The following is a 17,463-nucleotide window of genomic DNA, read 5'->3' on the forward strand; positions in this document are numbered from 1 at the left end:
AAATTGATTAATATTTTTACAGTTGTTATTTTCAAAATGCAATTTTTAAATTCAGATTTAATGAAATGTAGGCCTTGATAATCCTTTGGGCCAATTTTGATTATCGAATCATGAATATGGGTAGCCAGATTCCGTCCTCAGGACAGAGTGTCAGCTTTTTTGCAGCCCTGATTTTGTTGACGGTGTCCGGCTACGGATTTGGAAAAATAGTTATTGGCAACGACCAGGGTCTGTTCATTCATGGTAAAAATAAAGTTCAGCCGGTAGGGTGGGCACACTTTTTGTGCCCATCGTCGGAGGATATGCTGGGCACCGCACAATTGTATGCTGGTCAAATTTATAATTTCTGGCAGTGGATTTGGGGATTGACAAGCAGGAATAATTCCATTAGAAAAAGGACTCTAAGCCGGAGTGGTGGAATTGGTAGACGCAGAGGACTCAAAATCCTCCGGGCGCAAGCCCTTGCGAGTTCAAGTCTCGCCTCCGGTACCACGAATATCAAGGCTTTCAGCGTTTCAGCTGGAAGCCTTTTTATTTTGGATTTGGGTCACTGTGCCCGAAACTGTGCCCAACTGGTTTTTCAGATAATCTTCCTGTTTTTTGGCCGCTACCATCAGATCATCTTCACTGACAATGTTGTAACGCTCAAAAACAGCTCTGGTTTTATGACCTGAAATCATCATGGCTACTCTTTCCGGGATGCCTGATCTGACCATGTTTCTGACAGCGGTTCTTCGAAGATCATGGAAAATGCGACCAGGGACACCAGCTGCTTCACAAGCAGTTTTCCAGGCCTTCCGAAAATCTTTTATCGGACCGGTCCCTGGTCTATTCGGAAAAACGTTTGGGATAATCTTCTCTTCCCCCTTTTGGAGTTGCCGCTGGGCATTAAAAATTCCCATAAGCTCATCATCCAGGTAAATAGTGCGGCCTTCTTTGTTTTTAGTTGTGCCTATTTCCAGGCACACTACCCTTTTTTCCAAATCTACATTAGACCATTTCAGCCCGGTGATTTCAGAAACCCTCCAGCCGGATTTATATCCAAAAGTTACAAACCCTTTCAGATATTCAGGCAGGCAGGATTTAAGTGCCAGAAACTCATCGTGCTCAAAGAAACCCTTCCGAACATTGTTTTCTTCCAGCATTGATATATGCGGAACCTTGTCAACAATCGGTGGTGTCTGTTGTGCTCCCAGATTCAACATGCGTTTCAAGGCTGCCAATTCCCGATTGACCGTTGCGTTTGATGCGCCTTCATCAAGACGGTATTCAATGAATTTATTGATTCTCGGGGTTGTGGGTGCTCACCCGCTAATACTTTGATTATGATTTTGGTCATTCGAATTCTCTGAATTTCCATGAAAAACAGAGGGTGAAAGCAACGGACTTATCTATTCCAACCATCTGAAATAATAAGTTAATTCTAAATCAAAGTATTAGCGGGTGAGCACCGACCATTCCGCTGATGAGTGAAATATTGAGCTACACCAAGGGAGATACCGGTAATGATAAACAGGATTGCGAACTCAAGGCGTTTTACCGGTTGGCCCCTCGTTTGAAGAAGGCATTTCCAGCTCTAAAAATCATGGTGCTTTTGGATGGGCTTTATGCAAAGGGGCCTGTGGCAGAGATTTGCCGCAAAAACAAATGGCAATTCATGATCGTAACCCCGCGTGCGGCTGGTTAATTCCCGGACTTTGTCCTTGGCAATCTGGGGACACCTTACTTAATTTCCCGAATTATGTATGATGTCCCCAGATTCACACATGGGAGATCTCCTGGGGTAAACACATGTCTTTCGGTACGTGAATTCCGGGTTTACGGACATACCCTGTAATGGATAGAGGACTTTGCCTTGTGTGGCAGGTTCGTCCCGGTATGCACGCCTTATACCCGATTCCTGTACGTCATTCCGTACTTTCGTGGTACCTTGCCTCAACAAAGCGGCTTCCTCTCGAAGCACCGTCACCGGTACTCCGTTGCACTACCACCACACCCTTCTCCTCCATCTGGCTGGGTCTAAGACTTGCCAAATGTATTGAAATTCTATACATTTGACGCACATGTTTAACAACATGTGCCGTGCCCGGCACACCACAAAACGCTGGAAAGGGACCAGGCTTACTGCGCGGCCTTTCGGAAGTGCCTGGTTCAGGAAAATTTAAACTTTTGGGGAGTTTTTGGGTTTAAAAGCCTGGCCCCTCAGCTCCCCGTTCGGTCACGCAATATGGAAACTCACAATTCCTATGAGATTGTCATTAAAATGGTTGAGCTGGACTTCAGCCCCCGTATTGTTACTGGCGTTGGCTAGCTCGGCTCATGCCCTTGGCGTAGAAGGCTCACAGGAAAGAAGCTTTGAATATATGAGCGCTGATGGTCTGCTGTTGATTATCTATGTTCTGCTGGCATTGGTCTTTTCGTTTCTCTGTTCAGTGGCGGAATCGGTACTCTTAAGCATTACGCCTTCATATATCGAAGTGCAGAAAGAAAAGCGGCCTAAGCATGCGGCGCTTTTGAAACGGCTGAGACAAGATAATGTGGACCGATCACTTGCGGCCATTTTGACGCTAAACACGATAGCGCATACGGTTGGCGCGATCGGCGCTGGGGCCAAAGCGACAGTCGTATTTGGCAGCGCATGGTTTGGCCTATTTTCGGCTGTCATGACGCTTTTGATCCTTTTTCTTTCTGAAATCGTTCCTAAAACCATAGGAGCCGTCTACTGGTCCAAACTCGCAGGACCAATTTCAATTTTTGTAAGCACTCTGATTGTGGTTCTTTATCCAATTGTATGGATTTCGGAAAGAACAACCAGGTCTATTTCGCGTGGAAAGGACCTGAACATTTTCACCAAAGATGAATTTATCGCCATGGCATCAGTCGGTGTAAAGACCGGAGAAATTGGCAGCAAGGAATCAAAGATTATTCAAAACCTACTTCGATTCGAGTCACTAAAAGTAGCCGATATCATGACGCCGCGCACTGTAATTTCTGCGCTCCCCGAGGACATGAAAATAATCGATTCATTGAAGCAAGTGGTTCAAGCGCCCTTCTCGCGCCTCCCCGTTTACAAGACGAATATCGACGATATAACAGGTTTTGTTCTTAAAGATGATGTTTTAATCCTGACTGCTCAGAAGCGAGGAGATGGTCAATTAAAGACACTGAAACGTGAAATACTTCCGGTTCCGGAATCGGTATCGTTGACCTCTTTATTGGAACGTTTTCTTAAGGACCGTAAGCATATTGCCATAGTCGTTAATGAACATGGGGGGACGGACGGACTTGTGACTTTAGAAGATTTAATTGAAACTCTTATGGGTATGGAAATCATGGATGAAACAGACAATGTTGAAGACATGCGGGCTCTGGCACGGAAGCAATGGATGGAACGGGCCAAAACCATGGGCCTTGTATATGATATCTTTGAACAAAGAGTTGCCGAACATGCAAATTCAGCGGACCCAAAAGGGCCGGGCCGCTGATTAAATTGTTCTGGCCATAACGGATTTGGGGGTACGTGCCTGTAACCTCCCAATGATGCCGATGTCAGCAAGTTTTGGAGCCAGTTTTCATGATAGCTGGATTTGTTTAGCCACTCTGCCGGACTTTTCAATCCATCGTGATTTTTTATCGTTTTTGGGTTGCATGGAGCAAAATTGTGGATAAGCGCTATTGAATGTTGTTTTGAAATGATCCTGAGCGAGGATAGATACCATGATTGCTTTCTCTTTGTATATGCAACCTTGAACAGTTCAATCGGAAATTCTTTTGGCAAACGCTATACGAAATAAAGATATACCAACGAGGCATCTGCCATGTATTTGGGTTGATTAAATCCGGATTTAAGGATATTGAATTTAGCAATACATTTAATTTTACTAAAAATGTCCAGACGCAGATGAGCATTCCTTTTCAGGAGATCACCAAGTGTTTGAGCGTACGGGTTCGCAACAGACCGGCAATTTTGAATCAAAAGTTGAACATGAAATGAACACAGCCTAAGCGGAATCACAGGAGGGATATGAAATTGATCAAACATCTGCTCGTTATCTGTATGGTTGTACTGCTGTCGTACGGGACAGTGATTTATTCGGTAAATGCCGGGGTTGAAGGCGTTTATATGACCACCTTCAACCAGATGATTTTGCAGATGGAGAAAGACCGGGTGATCGGATCCTTCACCTACAAGAACGGAAAGATCAATGGTGTTCTTCAGGGCAACACCCTGATCGGCACATGGATACATTCCCATGCAAAAGGAGGTCTGGAATTTGCCTTTACCCCGGATTTTTCCTCATTCACCGGTAAGTGGGGCTACAATGACGCCGCTCTTACAAAAAAATGGAATGGTGAAAAGACCCGGTCTGTTATTCCTTTAAAACAGAGAATACATGCGATCTCTCCATCGGCAGTTCCTCCGGAACCTGCAAAAAAGTCGGCTGAGCCTAAACAAACATTGCCCAAGATTGAGCCGGTTGTAACAGAGAGGCGCGAGGACGACTATTTAACGCCGGGCCAGTCTGTTATGTATGGCGTCCTTGAGGTGGCCCTGCTCAGCCTGAAACGGACAGATGACTATATCAACGGGCCGGACAAGGGGCACTTTTATGCCGTTCTCCGGTTCAGGGTCAAAAATACGGGCAATGAGGAGACCTCTGCCCGTATCTATTCCGATCTTCAGTGGCGGAATCCTAAGAACGGTATAAGAGAGGGGTATAGAAGAACCACGGGAGTCAAACTGCATTCGACCGGGAAATACAAACTCTTACCGGGGACTGAAGGAGAATTTGAAGAGGTGTATATGTTTCCGGATCACACCCTTGACATCCAGTTTCACCTCTTAAAAGGGTATAATCCCAAGGAGGTGGCCCGCTGGCGGTTACCGATTCAATAGCGGATTGTCCTCCTGTCCACATCCGCCAGCCATGAGCCAATAAAGGCCTGATACGCCTCTAACGTATCTTGGACAGCGCCTTCATAAATCTGTCTGCCGAGTTCAACCGAAGCAAAGTGGTGTGGTTGAGTAAACATGGATATTTTTTCTACGCAGGCTTTTAGGCGTTTACTTTGTCTATTATTGGTCACCTCTGGCCTGAATTCTCAAAACACAATATATATGGGTGACCATCTCAGTCGCAAATTACATTTAATAGAACATAAACCTTTTTTTGAGAATCAGCATCAGCCTGGGACCTATGATAATATTTTTCCACCGCCCATCGTCCAAATCCTTCATTTAAGCCCCTTTTTAGGCCGATATATTGTGGTCATTTTTGAGACGGATATGGGTATGATATTACTTTAACTGATTTTAAATATTGATTTTTTTTGCCCTGTGACTCAAAAAAAGATTTAATTTAGACGGTGCTGGACGATGACTTTTATAAAACTGTTTCATTGATGAAACAGTTCACAGAAATTCCTGACGCAGATAAGGCTACCTCTGGGAGCACTTGAAAAAGTAACAAGGCCCAGCCATCGAAAAGACTGAGCCCCGATAAAGCTGTATTTAAGTCAGGGTTAATTGTAAATAAAAATTAGGCTATGATATCAACAATCGTACCTTTACCTGTGAAGGTTGAAAGATCCGGTGCCTGCTTAACTGCAGGGTTTTCGGTGCTAAGAGACTGGCTTTCGGTATTGGGGATTTGCTGAACGAGATTGAGCATGAGATTGGGCACCTCTATCGCTTTGTTCATAGCATAGATTGATGCGCCTATATTTGTCTCATTAATGTTCATAATACATTTTTAATGTGGTTGTTATATGAAAGTCTGTCTAACATGCACAGATCTTTCAACTTTCGTTGTGGGCCGAACCACGGTCAAAGACCAAGGACGGCCCGTGGCCGTTATATGGAAACCAGTCTCCAGAAACATAATTGTAAAAAAGATACCAGCGAATGTCCAGATCAACTTGATCCTAACCCACTGAAATACTTCCGTTCAAAATAGGTCCCTGTTTTAGGATCAAGTATAGCATCCCTCTCATGGATAAGCCTGGAACACCCATCGGTCCACGGACCACAAGCCAGGACTACAGTATCTCCTAAATTGAATTTCTGATGGCATGCTTCACACCCTTTTGCGTTGTAGGTGTTGAGAATATTCAAATCTACGATATATTTTTTATCTGGGCTGAATTCCATATTTATCTCCTTCGGGCACCGCTGCTTAAGGAAGGCTTGAAAGATAAACAGCTGCTACCCTTGTTGTTTGCATTGTGTTTCCTTTTATTCCGGGAAACCCTAATTATTAAAATAAGGATCTGGGAAGAACTTTCAATGACCACACCGAAACAAACCCTGAAATATAGGGGGAATATTTTAGAATTGGTTTTGGAAATCTGATTTTTCATACACAATATTGTGTTTGCTTTTAGCAGATATCGTGTATGATAAAAGTAGGTTAATACCAATCAAAAAACATTAAAAATAGGATTATCGATATGATAGAAATGATAGATATTGGCATGGACGATGCCATTGCTTATCGAATAGAAGGCAAAATCACAGAAGAAGAAATGAAAACGATTCTTGCTATTTTCAGAAAAAAAATCAAGAAGAATGAAAAACTGATAATTTATCAGGAAGTGATAAGTATCGGTGGAGCAGAGTTCGATGCAATGATAGAAAAATTTAAGTTCTTTCTCGCATTTGGACTTTCCCATTTTAGCAGGATTGCCGTTGTCACGCATAAAAAATGGATTCATAAACTTGTGGATCTGGAGGGTAAACTTTTTAAAAGCGTAGAAATGAGAGGGTTTCCAAAAGAAGACAAGGACCACGCGATTGAGTTTTTGAAAAACGGTTAAAATCCATTAAACAAGCAGGGTAACAGCAAAATGCTGTGTGCTTTACAACAGATAACCCACTACAGCCTACATTTGGTTTTTCCAGGACTGATTGCCTGGGTATTTTTTAGAGAAGATTGGAAAAAGGCATGGTTAATAATGCTTGCAACGATGCTTGTAGATTTAGACCATTTAATAGCTGACCCGATATTTGATCCGACAAGATGTGGTATAGGGTTCCATCCTTTACATTCTTACTATGCAATTTCTGTTTATTTTTTGCTCTTTTTCTTTTCCAGGACAAAAACGATCAAAATATCGTCGATTGGGTTGCTTTTTCATATGTTCACGGATTATTAAGATTGTCTTTGGATGAGGTTTACAATTTAAATGCTTAGTTACTTGATTTGCGAGAAGAGTACAAGAATCGGTTGAAGAATAGTGTTGATGTGGCCCTGCAGGAAAGAACTGATTAGGGCAGATCAGTGGCAATTAACGGGTTGAGTCGACGCTTTTTTATAGAGGGAATTTCCGGCTATAAATTTTCATCGATCGCCTTTATAACTGAATCAACCAAACCGGCCATATCAGAAGAGGTATCTATAATAAGGGTACTGCATATATTCGACAGCATAAGGTTTAACCCTTTATCTTCTGAAATTCTGAAATCTGTACGAACCCCAATAATCGGGGTCTTTATCGCATATGCATAACCCAGTTCAACACTGGTGCCTGAATCTGCATCGGGGCCATCTAAAACGGCCACCACTATATCCGCCTCATCCACCATCTTAAGACAATCTTCAGAAATCAATTTCATGCCGTTCTCCAAAGACAGGAATTTGGCGGCTCTTTCTTGTGGCAAGATCACTTTAACGTCTTTCATTCTGGACTCAATCGTTTGAGCAAATAGAATGTTAAATTCCCTCTCAGCCAAGCTGAATGGTGCTCACCCGCTAATACTTTGATTATGATTTTGGTCATTCGAATTCTCTGAATTTCCATGAAAAACAGAGGGTGAAAGCAACGGACTTATCTATTCCAACCACCTGAAATAATAAGTTAATTCTAAATCAAAGTATTAGCGGGTGAGCACCAGCTGAATAAGGGTCCCGCTAAATAAATTTTTTTCACTTGGCAGTCTCCTCCTCTTTTTAATGAACTTGAGGATTTAATTTTCCTCCCACCGAGAAGTACATCAATAAAATGGATACCAACGTGGCAGGTGATAGTTGCGCCTACGATCGAATGATCATCACGAACTCAAAGAATGCTCATTTCACAGGTGACGCTGGCGTTTTCCGATTCGATGAAATCCATGAACTGGATTGTGAGCCCAAAAAAGTGTCAGATCATTACCCAATTTATGGAGTGTTTCGAATCAATTAGCACCCCAGAAAATTACAAAAAACTCTAACCACTCTGGTATTTTGTAATCTGCCTTTATGGTTTCAACAAACGGGGAGATGGTAAAATGCTTCCTGTCGATGGGTATCATAAAAAAAAATAGGTTAATGACATTGTTTTTGTGCATATTTATGATTAAGTTTATTCTAACAGTTATGAGTTGGCCTGGATTATCAGAATTAGGGCTCAACTCTCAACGAAATATAAATAGGAGAGACTTAAATGATAAATGTGACCAAGCCGGCCCAGGAACAGGTCAAACTTTACTTTGACGGCAAAGAAATTACGCCCATCAGAATTTTTCTCAATAGCGCCGGATGCGGCGGCCCAAGCCTTGCTATGGCTTTGGACGAGAAAAAAGAGACAGATGCCGTGTTTACCTTTGATGATGTGGAATACATCATGGATAAGGATCTGCTGGAAAAAGCAGGTCCCGTGGATGTTGATTTTGAAGGTACGGGTTTCCGCCTTGAATCCAGCCTGGAACCGCCAGCCGGATGTACGGGATGCGGCGGCGGGACATGCTGTAGTTAGTGTTTGAAAGTTTGATTTTTTTTTCAGGCTTAGAGGCTTAGGACCGCAGACCAAATAAACCGAGCAGAAATTGTGCCAAAGGGCAAGTCATTTCGTTTAATTTATAAAATTTGCGGGCCTAAGCTGTAATCCGGTTCATATATGGCTTATGGCCTTATACTGTGCCGCTTCAATTGCAGACGCATGTATTTGCCCGTCCATGGACTTCACCCTCTGGTCATGCAAGACCCGGATCATGCCGTCGGCAAGCCCCTGCATGGGGACATGGATTTTTTCGCATCGTCCCCAGATCATGGCTTTAATATAGATCCGTGCTCCCGGGATAATAACGTCTGCCCGGTCAGGTTTTAAATTAAAGCGTTTCATCCGTTCTTCCAGCGCATAATCAGCCAGTTCATCCCGGATTTTTTTTATTTTTTTCCGGCTCACCCATGTCCCGGGACGGCCCTTGGCCAGCTTAAACAGCTTGTTGATATTTCCGCCGCTGCCAATGGCCTCCACAGGCTCGCGTCCCCGGGTAATTTTTTTCAACCAGGATTTCATCAGATCCCAGTCCTGCTGCCGGGCCCGGTTGTTGAGCAAACGAATGGTGCCCAGGTTAAAGGAACGGCTGGCCTGGACCCTGCCGTCACAGAACAACGTGATTTCCGTACTGCCGCCACCCACATCCACAAATAAAGCTGCTTTTTCCGATGAGGTCATTATTTTGTGACGGTTCTGGAAAAGATACCGGGCCTCCTGCCTGCCGTTGATAATTTCGATGTCTATACCGGCCTGTTCCCTGATTCTGCGGCATACCTGCCGGCCGTTTCCGGCGGACCTCATGGCTGAAGTGGCACAGGCCTTGACCGCCACGGGCTGGTATGCATCAATGAGCTTGGCAAACCCCTCCATGGTTTTTGTCAGTTTGCAGGCCCGTTCATCCGAGATCATGCCTCGTAAAAAGGCGTCTTCACCCAAGCGGATGGGCATGCGCATCCAGGAAATTTTTTTCACCCGGAGTCCGAACTCTTCTTCCGATACCATGGCTAAAAGCAGGCGGACAGCATTGGAGCCGATGTCGATGGCGGCGTATTTTGTCATTGAATCCATAATGGTTGACATCTTAATTTGATGACGTCATTATATCAAGGCATGAAACAAAGATTAACAAGGATCTAACATGGTAAAAACCAAAAAGGTGAATACGTCTCTGCGGCTTGATAAAAAAGTGCTCAAGGAGCTTAAAATCCTGGCCATTGAAAAAGAGACCAGCGTTCAGGCCATTATTGAAAAATTGATCCATGAATATATTGAAAAGAACAAGGAAAAATCAGAACAATGAATCTTCCATCCCCGCAAACGTTTATGCTGCCGGCCGGTATCCATGTCAAAAAGATAAATGCCACACTCAAAGATGCCAATATGACCCTGGCAGGCAATGCATGTGAGCCCGAAGAGGGAACTGTTCTGGATACCTTTGATGCGGCGGTTTACAATTCAGGTGCCCTTTTAATCCAGACTGAATCCGATCTGCTCAGGCTCTGCTGGTCAGGTGAGGTAACGTCCCAGGCTGCACCGGAATCTGAATGGCAATTTGCCCGGGATCTTCCCCGGGGCCCTGTCAGGGACCAGCTTCTGGATCTGTCTTCTTTACGGGCGTTTACGCCGGCAGGGAGGGTGACCATTATCCGGGATATATTAAGTCTTCTGGATGATGAGCAAAAAACCTGCTGCCGCATTGAATCGGTCACTTTGAGCCGTGGAAAAAATATCTGGTCCTGGCTTCGGACCCGTCCCATGCGCGGTTACAGCGACAGCCATACGCTGATCTGCGGTATTTTGAAAAAAGTGGAAAAACCAGGGCTTCCGGCAGAAGTGCTTAAGCTCAGGATTTCGGATTACACATCCAAACCGGATATTCACCTGTCTGAAAACGCCCCTGCCAGGACAAGCCTTTGTACCATTGTTCAGACCTTTTTACAGGTAACACGCCGCAACGAACCCGGACTGATTGACGATATTGACACCGAGTTTCTTCACCACTGGCGGGTCAGCCTGCGCAAGGTGCGTTCCGTGCTTACCCTGTTCAAAGGCGTGGTGGCCACCGAAACCCTTGACCAGTTGAAACAGGACTTCAGGGATATTATGCAGGATACCAACCTGATGCGGGACAGGGATGTTTATTTTTTATCCAGGGACGATTATTTCGCCCTGGTTCCCCCCAAGGCTCATCCGGGCCTTGGGATCCTTTTTGAACTGCTGCAACGGGACCGGGATGAGGCCTTTGAAAAGGTTAAGGCCATGCTTAAGTCCAAGGCCTACAAACAACAAATAAAATCCATTCAGAAGTTATTTGAGAATCCCAAGGCCTTGCCCAAAGGCCCCCAGGCCGATGCCCCGTCAAAAATTTTTGCCGCGAACCTTGTTTTGAAACGATATAAAAAGGTGTGCAGGCTTGCCGGAAATATCACCGATAAAACCCCGGATGAGACCATCCATGAACTGCGCATCCAGTGCAAAAAGCTGCGCTACCTGATTGAATCGGCCCAGCCCTTATTTGACGACAACCAGGTCAAAAGCCTGCTGAAAACCCTTAAAGGGCTGCAGGAGCATCTGGGAAGTTTCAATGACCAGTCTGTCCAGCAGGCCACCCTGGCCGAGTGTCTTGACCGTTATCCGGGCACCGGACCCGATGCCAAGGCCCTGGCCGAAAGCATCGGGGCGTTGACAGCCATGCTTTACCGCAAACAGCTGGAAGAGCGCCGGATGATTATTGAAAACCTGTCCCGGTTTTACAGCCCGGATACACAGGGTGCGTTTAATGCCCTGTTTGATTTAAAACACATTGCGGCAAACCCGAAACCTGAAACCGATGAACAAGACAAAACCCAGGTTGACTCATAGGGAGATATTGATTGATGAAACTTATTGCCTGTTATTCCAACAAAGGCGGTGTGGGAAAAACCGCTGCCTCGGTCAACCTGGCATATGCCAGTGCATTAAGCGGCAACCGGACACTTTTGTGCGACCTTGATCCCCAGGGGGCCTCAGGGTTTTATTTCCGTGTGAAGCCGTCCGAAAAACTGAAAAATACAACCTTTTTTGAAGATACCAAAAAGTTCACTGATTCCATCAGAGAAAGTGATTTTCACAATCTGGATCTTTTGCCCGCCAACATAAGTTTCAGGGATTTTGATATTTTTCTGTCCCGGATGAAAAAAAGCCGCTCCCGGCTGAACAAGGCGCTGAAGCCGGTTGATGGCGAATATGACATTGTTCTTCTGGACTGCCCCCCCAATATCTCCCTGCTTTCGGAAAATGTGTTCAAGGTGGCAGACCGTATTGTGGTGCCTGTGATCCCCACCACATTGTCCCAGAGGACCCTTGAACAACTGTATGATTTTTTCAAAAAACAGGGCTATAAATCATCCAAGATCTTCCCGTTTTTTTCCATGGTCCAGCAGAGCAAATCCCTGCACCTTCAAATCATGGAGGAGATACGGGCAGGGAATAAACAGGTAATGGAGACCTGGATTCCCTTTTCCACCCATATTGAGCGCATGGGGGTCCACAGGGCACCGGCCCTGGCCTATGCCGAAAAAGAGGCGGCAGTGGCCGCCTATTCACAATTGTGGCAGGAAGTTCAAAATTAAGGAAACAGCGTACAATGAAAGAAATAGAACGAAAGTTCCTGCTGACAAAGATGCCGGAAATCGCCTTGCAGTCCACCACCTGTATCCGGCAGGGCTATATTTCCAAATCCCGGGATTCCGTTGAGATCAGGCTTCGCCAGAAAGGCGATGCATTTCTCATGACCTTTAAACGGGGCCAGGGCCTTGTGCGGGATGAAGCGGAAATCAGGATTAATGAAGCGGATTTTAATTATCTGTGGCCGTGGACCCAGGGGCGTCAGGTGGAAAAACAACGGTCCCAAGCCACCCTTGAAAACGGCCTTATCGTCGAGATTGATGCATTTTCAGGCGCGCTGGCAGGTCTTTTTCTGTGCGAGGTGGAATTTTGTGACCCAGCCCAGGCCAGGGCGTTTGTTCCGCCCCAATGGTTTGGGGCGGATGTGACTGAAGACAGCCGGTATAAAAATAAAAGCCTTGCCGAAAACGGGATTCCCGAAAATTAAGCCCCAAAGCTAAACCTAAATTTGCCCCGTGAGTTTACGGGCAAATTCACACGCCTGGTTTTTTACGGAATCATCCATCTGATCCGGGGTTGAACATCCCCCCACAAACAGTTCTGCGGCATTGACCGATTTATGGTATTTCTGCATCCTGCCGAATGCGGTGAATGCTTCTGCAGCATTATTGTCAAAAGGCCCGGCACCTGTCATCAAAAGCCCCTGGCGCTGGCCTTCCACAAGAGAGATATGTTCAGGTGCAGTGGCATACAGACTGTAAGTGCGGTCGATCACGGATTTAAGCTGGGCGTTCACGCCCCAGAAATATAAGGGGGAGGAAAAGACAACAGCCTGGGACTTAATCATTTTTTCCATGATTTCAGGCATATCATCCGTTTGGATACACCCAGGGGCATCCATTGTCTGTTTGCATTTTGCACAGCCCATACACCCTTTAAGATTTTTTGAATGCAGGTAAACGGTTTCCAGATCATGGCCAAGACGGATGAGTTCCTCTTTTACCCATTCCAGCACCTTTGCCGTGTTGCCATTTTTTTTGGCGCCTCCCTGCAGCAGCAGTATTTTCATTTGTATCTCCTTATTTGTGGACGGACATTCGGTATTGTTTTCGTATCACAAATTAGATCAATAACAGAACTTGTCAATTCCAATCTTAAAAATTTGGCAGGACAAAGGATTTGAAAAATAGGTCTAAAAGAATTATTATAATCAGCAATATTGTTTTTTAGCCTTTCCCTTCTCATTCCTGTACAGGGAAAATCACCAAGGAGTAAAAAGGCTTCCAACATACCGAAAATTAAGTCATCGTTCATCATTTTATTATGCCATACAGATAACACAAGGGGCGTCCATGAAAACTGATGTAACATTAAAAATTGCAGGCGCGGCAGGGCAGGGCATTCAAACCATTGGAGACCTGCTCTCCGAAGTGTGTCACCAAAGCGGTTTGTTTATCTTCTCTGTGGATGATTTTGAATCAAGGGTCAGGGGGGGGCACAATTTTAACCTGCTGCGGATCAGCGACAAGGAACTTGCCGCTCCCGGCAACAGGCTTGATATCCTTGTCTGCATTAACGAGAACGCCTATGATTTGCATAAAGAAGAGTTGCGATCCGGCGGCATTGCCATTGTCAACGCAGAGAAACCCGGGACAAGAAATAAGACACGCTTTGAAATCCCTTTGAAAAAATTGGCAGAAGAGGCCGGCAATAAAATTACAGCCAATACAGTGGCCGCCGGTGCGGTGCTGGCCATTCTCGGCACACCCTTCACTCTGCTGGCCGATGTTTTAAAAAATCGGTTTGCCGCCAAGGGCGAGAAAATCGCGACCCTGAATGTAGCAGCGGCAAAAAAAGGCTTTGATGCAGCCAAAGACTTAAGCCGGAACACCGGGTTTACATGGGAGGCGAAAAAGAGCCACAATATTGTTCTCAGCGGGGCCCAGGCCGCAGCCTTAGGCGCACTGGCCGCAGACTGCCGGTTTTTCCCTTTTTACCCCATGAGCCCGGCCACAGGTGTGATCTCCAATGTGATTCCCTATACTGAAAAACTTTGCGTTGTTGTTGAACAGGCAGAAGATGAGATTGCCGCTGTTATGATGGCCATTGGCGCCTCCTTTGCCGGTGTCCGCGCCATGACCGCAACCTCGGGCGGCGGCTTTTGTCTCATGACAGAAGGGTTAGGGCTTGCAGCGATGACGGAAACGCCGCTGGTGATCGTCAATGCCCAGCGTCCGGGGCCTGCCACAGGGCTGCCCACCAGGACCGGCCAGGCAGATCTGCTTTTTTCTATCCATGCCTCCCAGGATGAATTCCCCCGGTTTGTTTTTGCACCGGGAACCCCTGTTGAGACCTATGAGACCATGAAGCGGGCCTTTCACCTGGCAGAAAAGTACCAGGTCCCGGCCATTGTGCTTCTTGACCAGTTTCTGGCCAACTCCAGGGTGACGGAAAAAAACAGTCTCACGGTGGCACCTGACATTGAACGCTTTTATGAACAAAACAACTCTGGAAATGACGACACCCCCTATTTGCGGTATGCCCTGGCACAAGACGGTGTCTCTCCACAAAGACTGCCCTGTTCGGGCCCGGGACTTGTCCGGGTCACAGGTAATGAACATGACCCCGAAGGACACATCAGTGAAAATGCCGCAAACAAAATTGCCATGACCCAAAAGCGGGCTGCAAAGCTGCCTGCCATGATCAAAGAGATGGACCCGCCGCTTCTGGTGAACCCAACGGCCCGGGTGTTGCTCGTGGGATGGGGATCAACACGGGGAAATATTCTGGAAGCTGTTGAGCGGCTGGGGGACCAAAGCATGGAGATCGGGGCTGTCCTGTTCAAAGACCTGTGGCCCATGGACCGTAAAGCGATTGGGAAGGTGCTGGATAATAAGCAGCTGATCATGGTGGAGCAAAATGAATCCAGCCAGTTGGGACGCCTGCTTGCCCAGGAAGCCGGCATCGTCTCTTTTGACACCATCCTCAAATATGACGGCAGACCTTTTTTCCCGGATTATATTGTTCAAAAGGCAAAGGAGCTTGTGAAATAATGATTACCTCAAAAGAGTTTAACTGCAATTATGAAAATAAATGGTGCCCGGGATGCGGTAATTTCCAGATCCTTGCCGCTATGAAAAATGCCTTTGCCCAACAGCAGATTCCGCCTGAAAAGCTCACACTGATTTCAGGTATCGGCCAGGCCGGAAAAACACCGCATTTTCTCAAATGCAATATGTTCCATGGGCTTCACGGCAGAGCGCTTCCCCTTGCAACCGGGACAAAGATTGCCAATAACGATCTTACGGTTGTCGTAAACTGCGGGGATGGCGACTGCTATGGCGAAGGCGGCAATCACTTTCTTGCGGCAATCAGGCGAAATATCGATATGACGCTTCTGGTGCACAATAACCAGATTTACGGGCTGACCAAGGGCCAGGCATCTCCCACGTCAAGCCTGGGGATGGTCACAAAACTGCAGAACAGCGGTACCCCCTCATCTCAATTTTCCGCCCTGGTCATTGCGCTGGCTGCCGGGGCCGGATTTGTGGCACGGGGGCTGTCGGCAGAGTCCGGGCATTTAACGGAACTGATCGTCAAAGCCATGAACTACAAAGGCTTTGCTTTGGTGGACATTTTACAGCCCTGTGTGTCCTTTAATAAAATAAACACCTTAAGCTGGTATAAGGAGCGGGCTTACAAACTGGCAGATACGGATCATGACCCCCGGGATCTTGCAAAGGCGTTTAATCTGGCCCAGGAGTGGGAAAAAAGCCTTCCTTTAGGCGTGTTGTATGAGGCGGCCGGCACACCATTCCACGAACGGGTTCCCAATCTTAAGGCCAACGCCCTTGCCTCACATAATTATGACAGCAAACTTTTAACAGACGTGCTTTTACAAAACCTATAGTAAAACAGGAGACATCATTTATATGACTATCTGGCAATGCACCATGTGTTCTACGACCATGGACCAGGAAGAACTGCCTGGGCAGTGCAGCTTTTGCGGGGCTGACAATCGCGTTATTCTTGATCAGGAAATAGTTCCCCAAACCCTTGAAGCGGTCCGGGACAGGGCAAGGAAAAACCTCAAAGGATTTTGTGCGGCCTACCCCGCCTGTGACGGCAACTTTGATAAAATCTGCCAGAAAGAGGCCTATGGCAAACCCATTGGATTCGGAGGTGCCGGTGCAGGCTTTTCCTTCCGGGCAAATGTTGCGGCCCTTGAGGCTGTGCGCCTGAAATTGCGGGTGGTGGGAGAACATACCGAACCTGATACCGCCTGCTCATTTTTAGGCACAAAACTTGATTTTCCGGTCATGGGTGCTTCCACGGCAGGTGCCGAGCGCTACGGCAATGCCATAAAAGAAGAAGATTTCTGCAGGGCCGTGATCCGGGGCTGTAAAGAGGCCGGCACCATGGGCTGGCGGGGAGATACGTTTTTTTATACCCCCGATGATAACCCGGCGCTTCGGGCCATAAAAAAAGAAGGTGTGCCAGCCGTTCCCATCTTTAAACCCAGGTCCCAGGATGTGCTCAAACAGCTCATCCACACGGCCGAAGAGCTGGGATGTCCTGCGGTTGGTGTGGATCTTGACGGATGCGGGTCCACCATTATGGCCCTGCATAACCAGCCGGTATTCCGCAAAAGCGTAAAGGATATCAAAGAGCTGGTCCAGGCCACTTCTTTACCCTTTATTGCCAAAGGAATTATGACGGTGGAGGATGCCCTGAGCTGTGCGGATGCCGGGGTCAAGGTGGTCAGTGTCTCAAATCACGGCGGCCGGGTCCTTGATGCAACGCCCGGGACGGCAGAAGTGCTGCCGGATATTGCCAAACACCTGAAAGGCCGGATCATCATCACTGCAGACGGTGGGGTCAGGACCGGCTATGACGTGCTCAAGATGCTGGCACTGGGTGCGGACTTTGTTCTTCTTGGCAGGGATGTGATCCGGGCGGCCGTGGGTGCAGGTTCCCTGGGCGTCAGAATACACATGGAACATATTCAAAAAATATTGAAAAAAGCCATGTTCATGACCGGGGTCAGCACCATCTCCGATATTGATTCATCCATACTGTACTGATCAAAATTACCAT

General features: G+C 46.6%; 22 protein-coding genes and 1 tRNA gene. 14 read left to right on the top strand and 9 right to left on the bottom strand.

The window, feature by feature from the left end:
- Window positions 1-137 precede the first annotated feature (137 nt).
- Window positions 138-335, bottom strand: coding sequence for a hypothetical protein (locus Q366_RS21250; protein ID WP_156968131.1), 198 nt, complete (start codon window positions 333-335; stop codon window positions 138-140).
- Between the two features lie 70 nt (window positions 336-405).
- Here Q366_RS21250 and Q366_RS06820 point away from each other — a divergent pair.
- Window positions 406-492: transfer RNA gene (locus tag Q366_RS06820), tRNA-Leu, on the top strand.
- A gap of 23 nt (window positions 493-515) precedes the next feature.
- Here Q366_RS06820 and Q366_RS06825 read toward each other — a convergent pair.
- A complete protein-coding gene (locus Q366_RS06825) occupies window positions 516-1,205 on the bottom strand; it encodes a site-specific integrase (protein ID WP_245619900.1) in 690 nt (229 codons plus the stop codon).
- 272 nt (window positions 1,206-1,477) lie between these two features.
- Between Q366_RS06825 and Q366_RS06830 the strand changes: the two genes are divergently transcribed.
- From Q366_RS06830 to Q366_RS06850, 3 genes are all read left to right on the top strand, one after another.
- Window positions 1,478-1,687, top strand: coding sequence for a hypothetical protein (locus Q366_RS06830; RefSeq protein ID WP_035237531.1), 210 nt, complete (start codon window positions 1,478-1,480; stop codon window positions 1,685-1,687).
- A gap of 676 nt (window positions 1,688-2,363) precedes the next feature.
- Window positions 2,364-3,485, top strand: a complete 1,122-nt coding sequence (locus Q366_RS06840) for a hemolysin family protein (protein WP_051957877.1) — start codon at window positions 2,364-2,366, stop codon at window positions 3,483-3,485.
- Window positions 3,486-4,024: 539 nt separating this feature from the next.
- Window positions 4,025-4,897 (top strand): hypothetical protein, encoded by an 873-nt coding sequence (locus Q366_RS06850; RefSeq protein WP_035237537.1) that lies wholly within the window; start codon window positions 4,025-4,027, stop codon window positions 4,895-4,897.
- On the opposite strand, the gene Q366_RS21255 is transcribed toward Q366_RS06850, so the two are convergent.
- The 3 genes from Q366_RS21255 to Q366_RS20770 form a co-directional block, all read right to left on the bottom strand.
- Window positions 4,891-5,034 (bottom strand): hypothetical protein, encoded by a 144-nt coding sequence (locus Q366_RS21255; RefSeq protein ID WP_156968132.1) that lies wholly within the window; start codon window positions 5,032-5,034, stop codon window positions 4,891-4,893. The genes Q366_RS06850 and Q366_RS21255 overlap by 7 nt on opposite strands.
- 506 nt (window positions 5,035-5,540) lie before the next feature.
- Window positions 5,541-5,702: a hypothetical protein gene (locus Q366_RS06855; RefSeq protein ID WP_245619893.1), complete on the bottom strand. Its 162-nt coding sequence runs from the start codon at window positions 5,700-5,702 to the stop codon at window positions 5,541-5,543.
- 212 nt (window positions 5,703-5,914) lie between these two features.
- The gene (locus Q366_RS20770; protein ID WP_084691740.1) at window positions 5,915-6,151 is read right to left on the bottom strand and encodes a hypothetical protein; all 237 of its coding nucleotides are present in this window, start codon (window positions 6,149-6,151) and stop codon (window positions 5,915-5,917) included.
- Between the two features lie 299 nt (window positions 6,152-6,450).
- Between Q366_RS20770 and Q366_RS06865 the strand changes: the two genes are divergently transcribed.
- Both Q366_RS06865 and Q366_RS21925 read left to right on the top strand, forming a co-directional pair.
- On the top strand, window positions 6,451-6,816 hold the full coding sequence (locus tag Q366_RS06865) for a SpoIIAA family protein (protein ID WP_035237542.1): 366 nt from the start codon (window positions 6,451-6,453) through the stop codon (window positions 6,814-6,816).
- A gap of 30 nt (window positions 6,817-6,846) precedes the next feature.
- On the top strand, window positions 6,847-7,155 hold the full coding sequence (locus tag Q366_RS21925) for a DUF6122 family protein (RefSeq protein ID WP_035237544.1): 309 nt from the start codon (window positions 6,847-6,849) through the stop codon (window positions 7,153-7,155).
- Between the two features lie 175 nt (window positions 7,156-7,330).
- On the opposite strand, the gene Q366_RS06875 is transcribed toward Q366_RS21925, so the two are convergent.
- Window positions 7,331-7,732, bottom strand: a complete 402-nt coding sequence (locus Q366_RS06875) for a nucleoside 2-deoxyribosyltransferase (RefSeq protein WP_035237546.1) — start codon at window positions 7,730-7,732, stop codon at window positions 7,331-7,333.
- A 692-nt stretch (window positions 7,733-8,424) separates the two neighbouring features.
- Here Q366_RS06875 and Q366_RS06880 point away from each other — a divergent pair.
- Window positions 8,425-8,736, top strand: a complete 312-nt coding sequence (locus Q366_RS06880) for an IscA/HesB family protein (protein ID WP_035237548.1) — start codon at window positions 8,425-8,427, stop codon at window positions 8,734-8,736.
- Between the two features lie 135 nt (window positions 8,737-8,871).
- Here the strand turns inward: Q366_RS06880 and Q366_RS06885 are convergent, their stop codons facing one another.
- The gene (locus tag Q366_RS06885; RefSeq protein WP_051957886.1) at window positions 8,872-9,828 is read right to left on the bottom strand and encodes a Ppx/GppA phosphatase family protein; all 957 of its coding nucleotides are present in this window, start codon (window positions 9,826-9,828) and stop codon (window positions 8,872-8,874) included.
- Between the two features lie 70 nt (window positions 9,829-9,898).
- Here Q366_RS06885 and Q366_RS06890 point away from each other — a divergent pair, with 70 nt between their 5' ends.
- The 4 genes from Q366_RS06890 to Q366_RS06905 are packed head-to-tail and all read left to right on the top strand — an operon-like array spanning window position 9,899 to window position 12,853.
- Complete coding sequence (locus Q366_RS06890; protein ID WP_035237552.1) at window positions 9,899-10,060, top strand: ribbon-helix-helix protein, CopG family; 162 nt, start codon at window positions 9,899-9,901, stop codon at window positions 10,058-10,060.
- Complete coding sequence (locus Q366_RS06895) at window positions 10,057-11,622, top strand: CHAD domain-containing protein (RefSeq protein ID WP_035237554.1); 1,566 nt, start codon at window positions 10,057-10,059, stop codon at window positions 11,620-11,622. Before Q366_RS06890 ends, Q366_RS06895 begins: the two co-directional genes overlap by 4 nt.
- Window positions 11,623-11,636: 14 nt before the next feature.
- Window positions 11,637-12,371, top strand: a complete 735-nt coding sequence (locus Q366_RS06900) for a ParA family protein (RefSeq protein WP_035237556.1) — start codon at window positions 11,637-11,639, stop codon at window positions 12,369-12,371.
- Between the two features lie 14 nt (window positions 12,372-12,385).
- Complete coding sequence (locus tag Q366_RS06905; RefSeq protein ID WP_035237558.1) at window positions 12,386-12,853, top strand: CYTH domain-containing protein; 468 nt, start codon at window positions 12,386-12,388, stop codon at window positions 12,851-12,853.
- A 15-nt stretch (window positions 12,854-12,868) separates the two neighbouring features.
- Here the strand turns inward: Q366_RS06905 and Q366_RS06910 are convergent, their stop codons facing one another.
- Together Q366_RS06910 and Q366_RS06915 are read right to left on the bottom strand one after the other, a co-directional pair.
- Window positions 12,869-13,435, bottom strand: coding sequence for a flavodoxin family protein (locus tag Q366_RS06910; RefSeq protein ID WP_035237560.1), 567 nt, complete (start codon window positions 13,433-13,435; stop codon window positions 12,869-12,871).
- Complete coding sequence (locus Q366_RS06915; RefSeq protein ID WP_035237562.1) at window positions 13,432-13,683, bottom strand: hypothetical protein; 252 nt, start codon at window positions 13,681-13,683, stop codon at window positions 13,432-13,434. The genes Q366_RS06910 and Q366_RS06915 overlap by 4 nt, the downstream gene beginning before the upstream one ends.
- Window positions 13,684-13,718: 35 nt before the next feature.
- On the opposite strand from Q366_RS06915, the gene Q366_RS06920 reads away from it, so the two are divergent.
- From Q366_RS06920 to Q366_RS06930, 3 genes are read left to right on the top strand one after another with little or no spacing between them, the layout of a single operon-like run.
- The gene (locus Q366_RS06920) at window positions 13,719-15,419 is read left to right on the top strand and encodes a 2-oxoacid:acceptor oxidoreductase subunit alpha (protein ID WP_035237563.1); all 1,701 of its coding nucleotides are present in this window, start codon (window positions 13,719-13,721) and stop codon (window positions 15,417-15,419) included.
- Window positions 15,419-16,276 carry a 2-oxoacid:ferredoxin oxidoreductase subunit beta gene (locus Q366_RS06925; RefSeq protein WP_035237565.1) on the top strand — a complete coding sequence of 286 codons (858 nt, stop codon included), beginning with the start codon at window positions 15,419-15,421 and terminating at the stop codon, window positions 16,274-16,276. Before Q366_RS06920 ends, Q366_RS06925 begins: the two co-directional genes overlap by 1 nt.
- Window positions 16,277-16,298: 22 nt before the next feature.
- Entirely contained in the window at window positions 16,299-17,450 is a 1,152-nt protein-coding gene (locus Q366_RS06930) for an alpha-hydroxy-acid oxidizing protein (RefSeq protein ID WP_035237567.1), read from the top strand.
- Window positions 17,451-17,463 lie beyond the last annotated feature (13 nt).

This window comes from Desulfobacter vibrioformis DSM 8776, assembly GCF_000745975.1.
Taxonomy (GTDB): Bacteria; Desulfobacterota; Desulfobacteria; order Desulfobacterales; family Desulfobacteraceae; genus Desulfobacter; species Desulfobacter vibrioformis.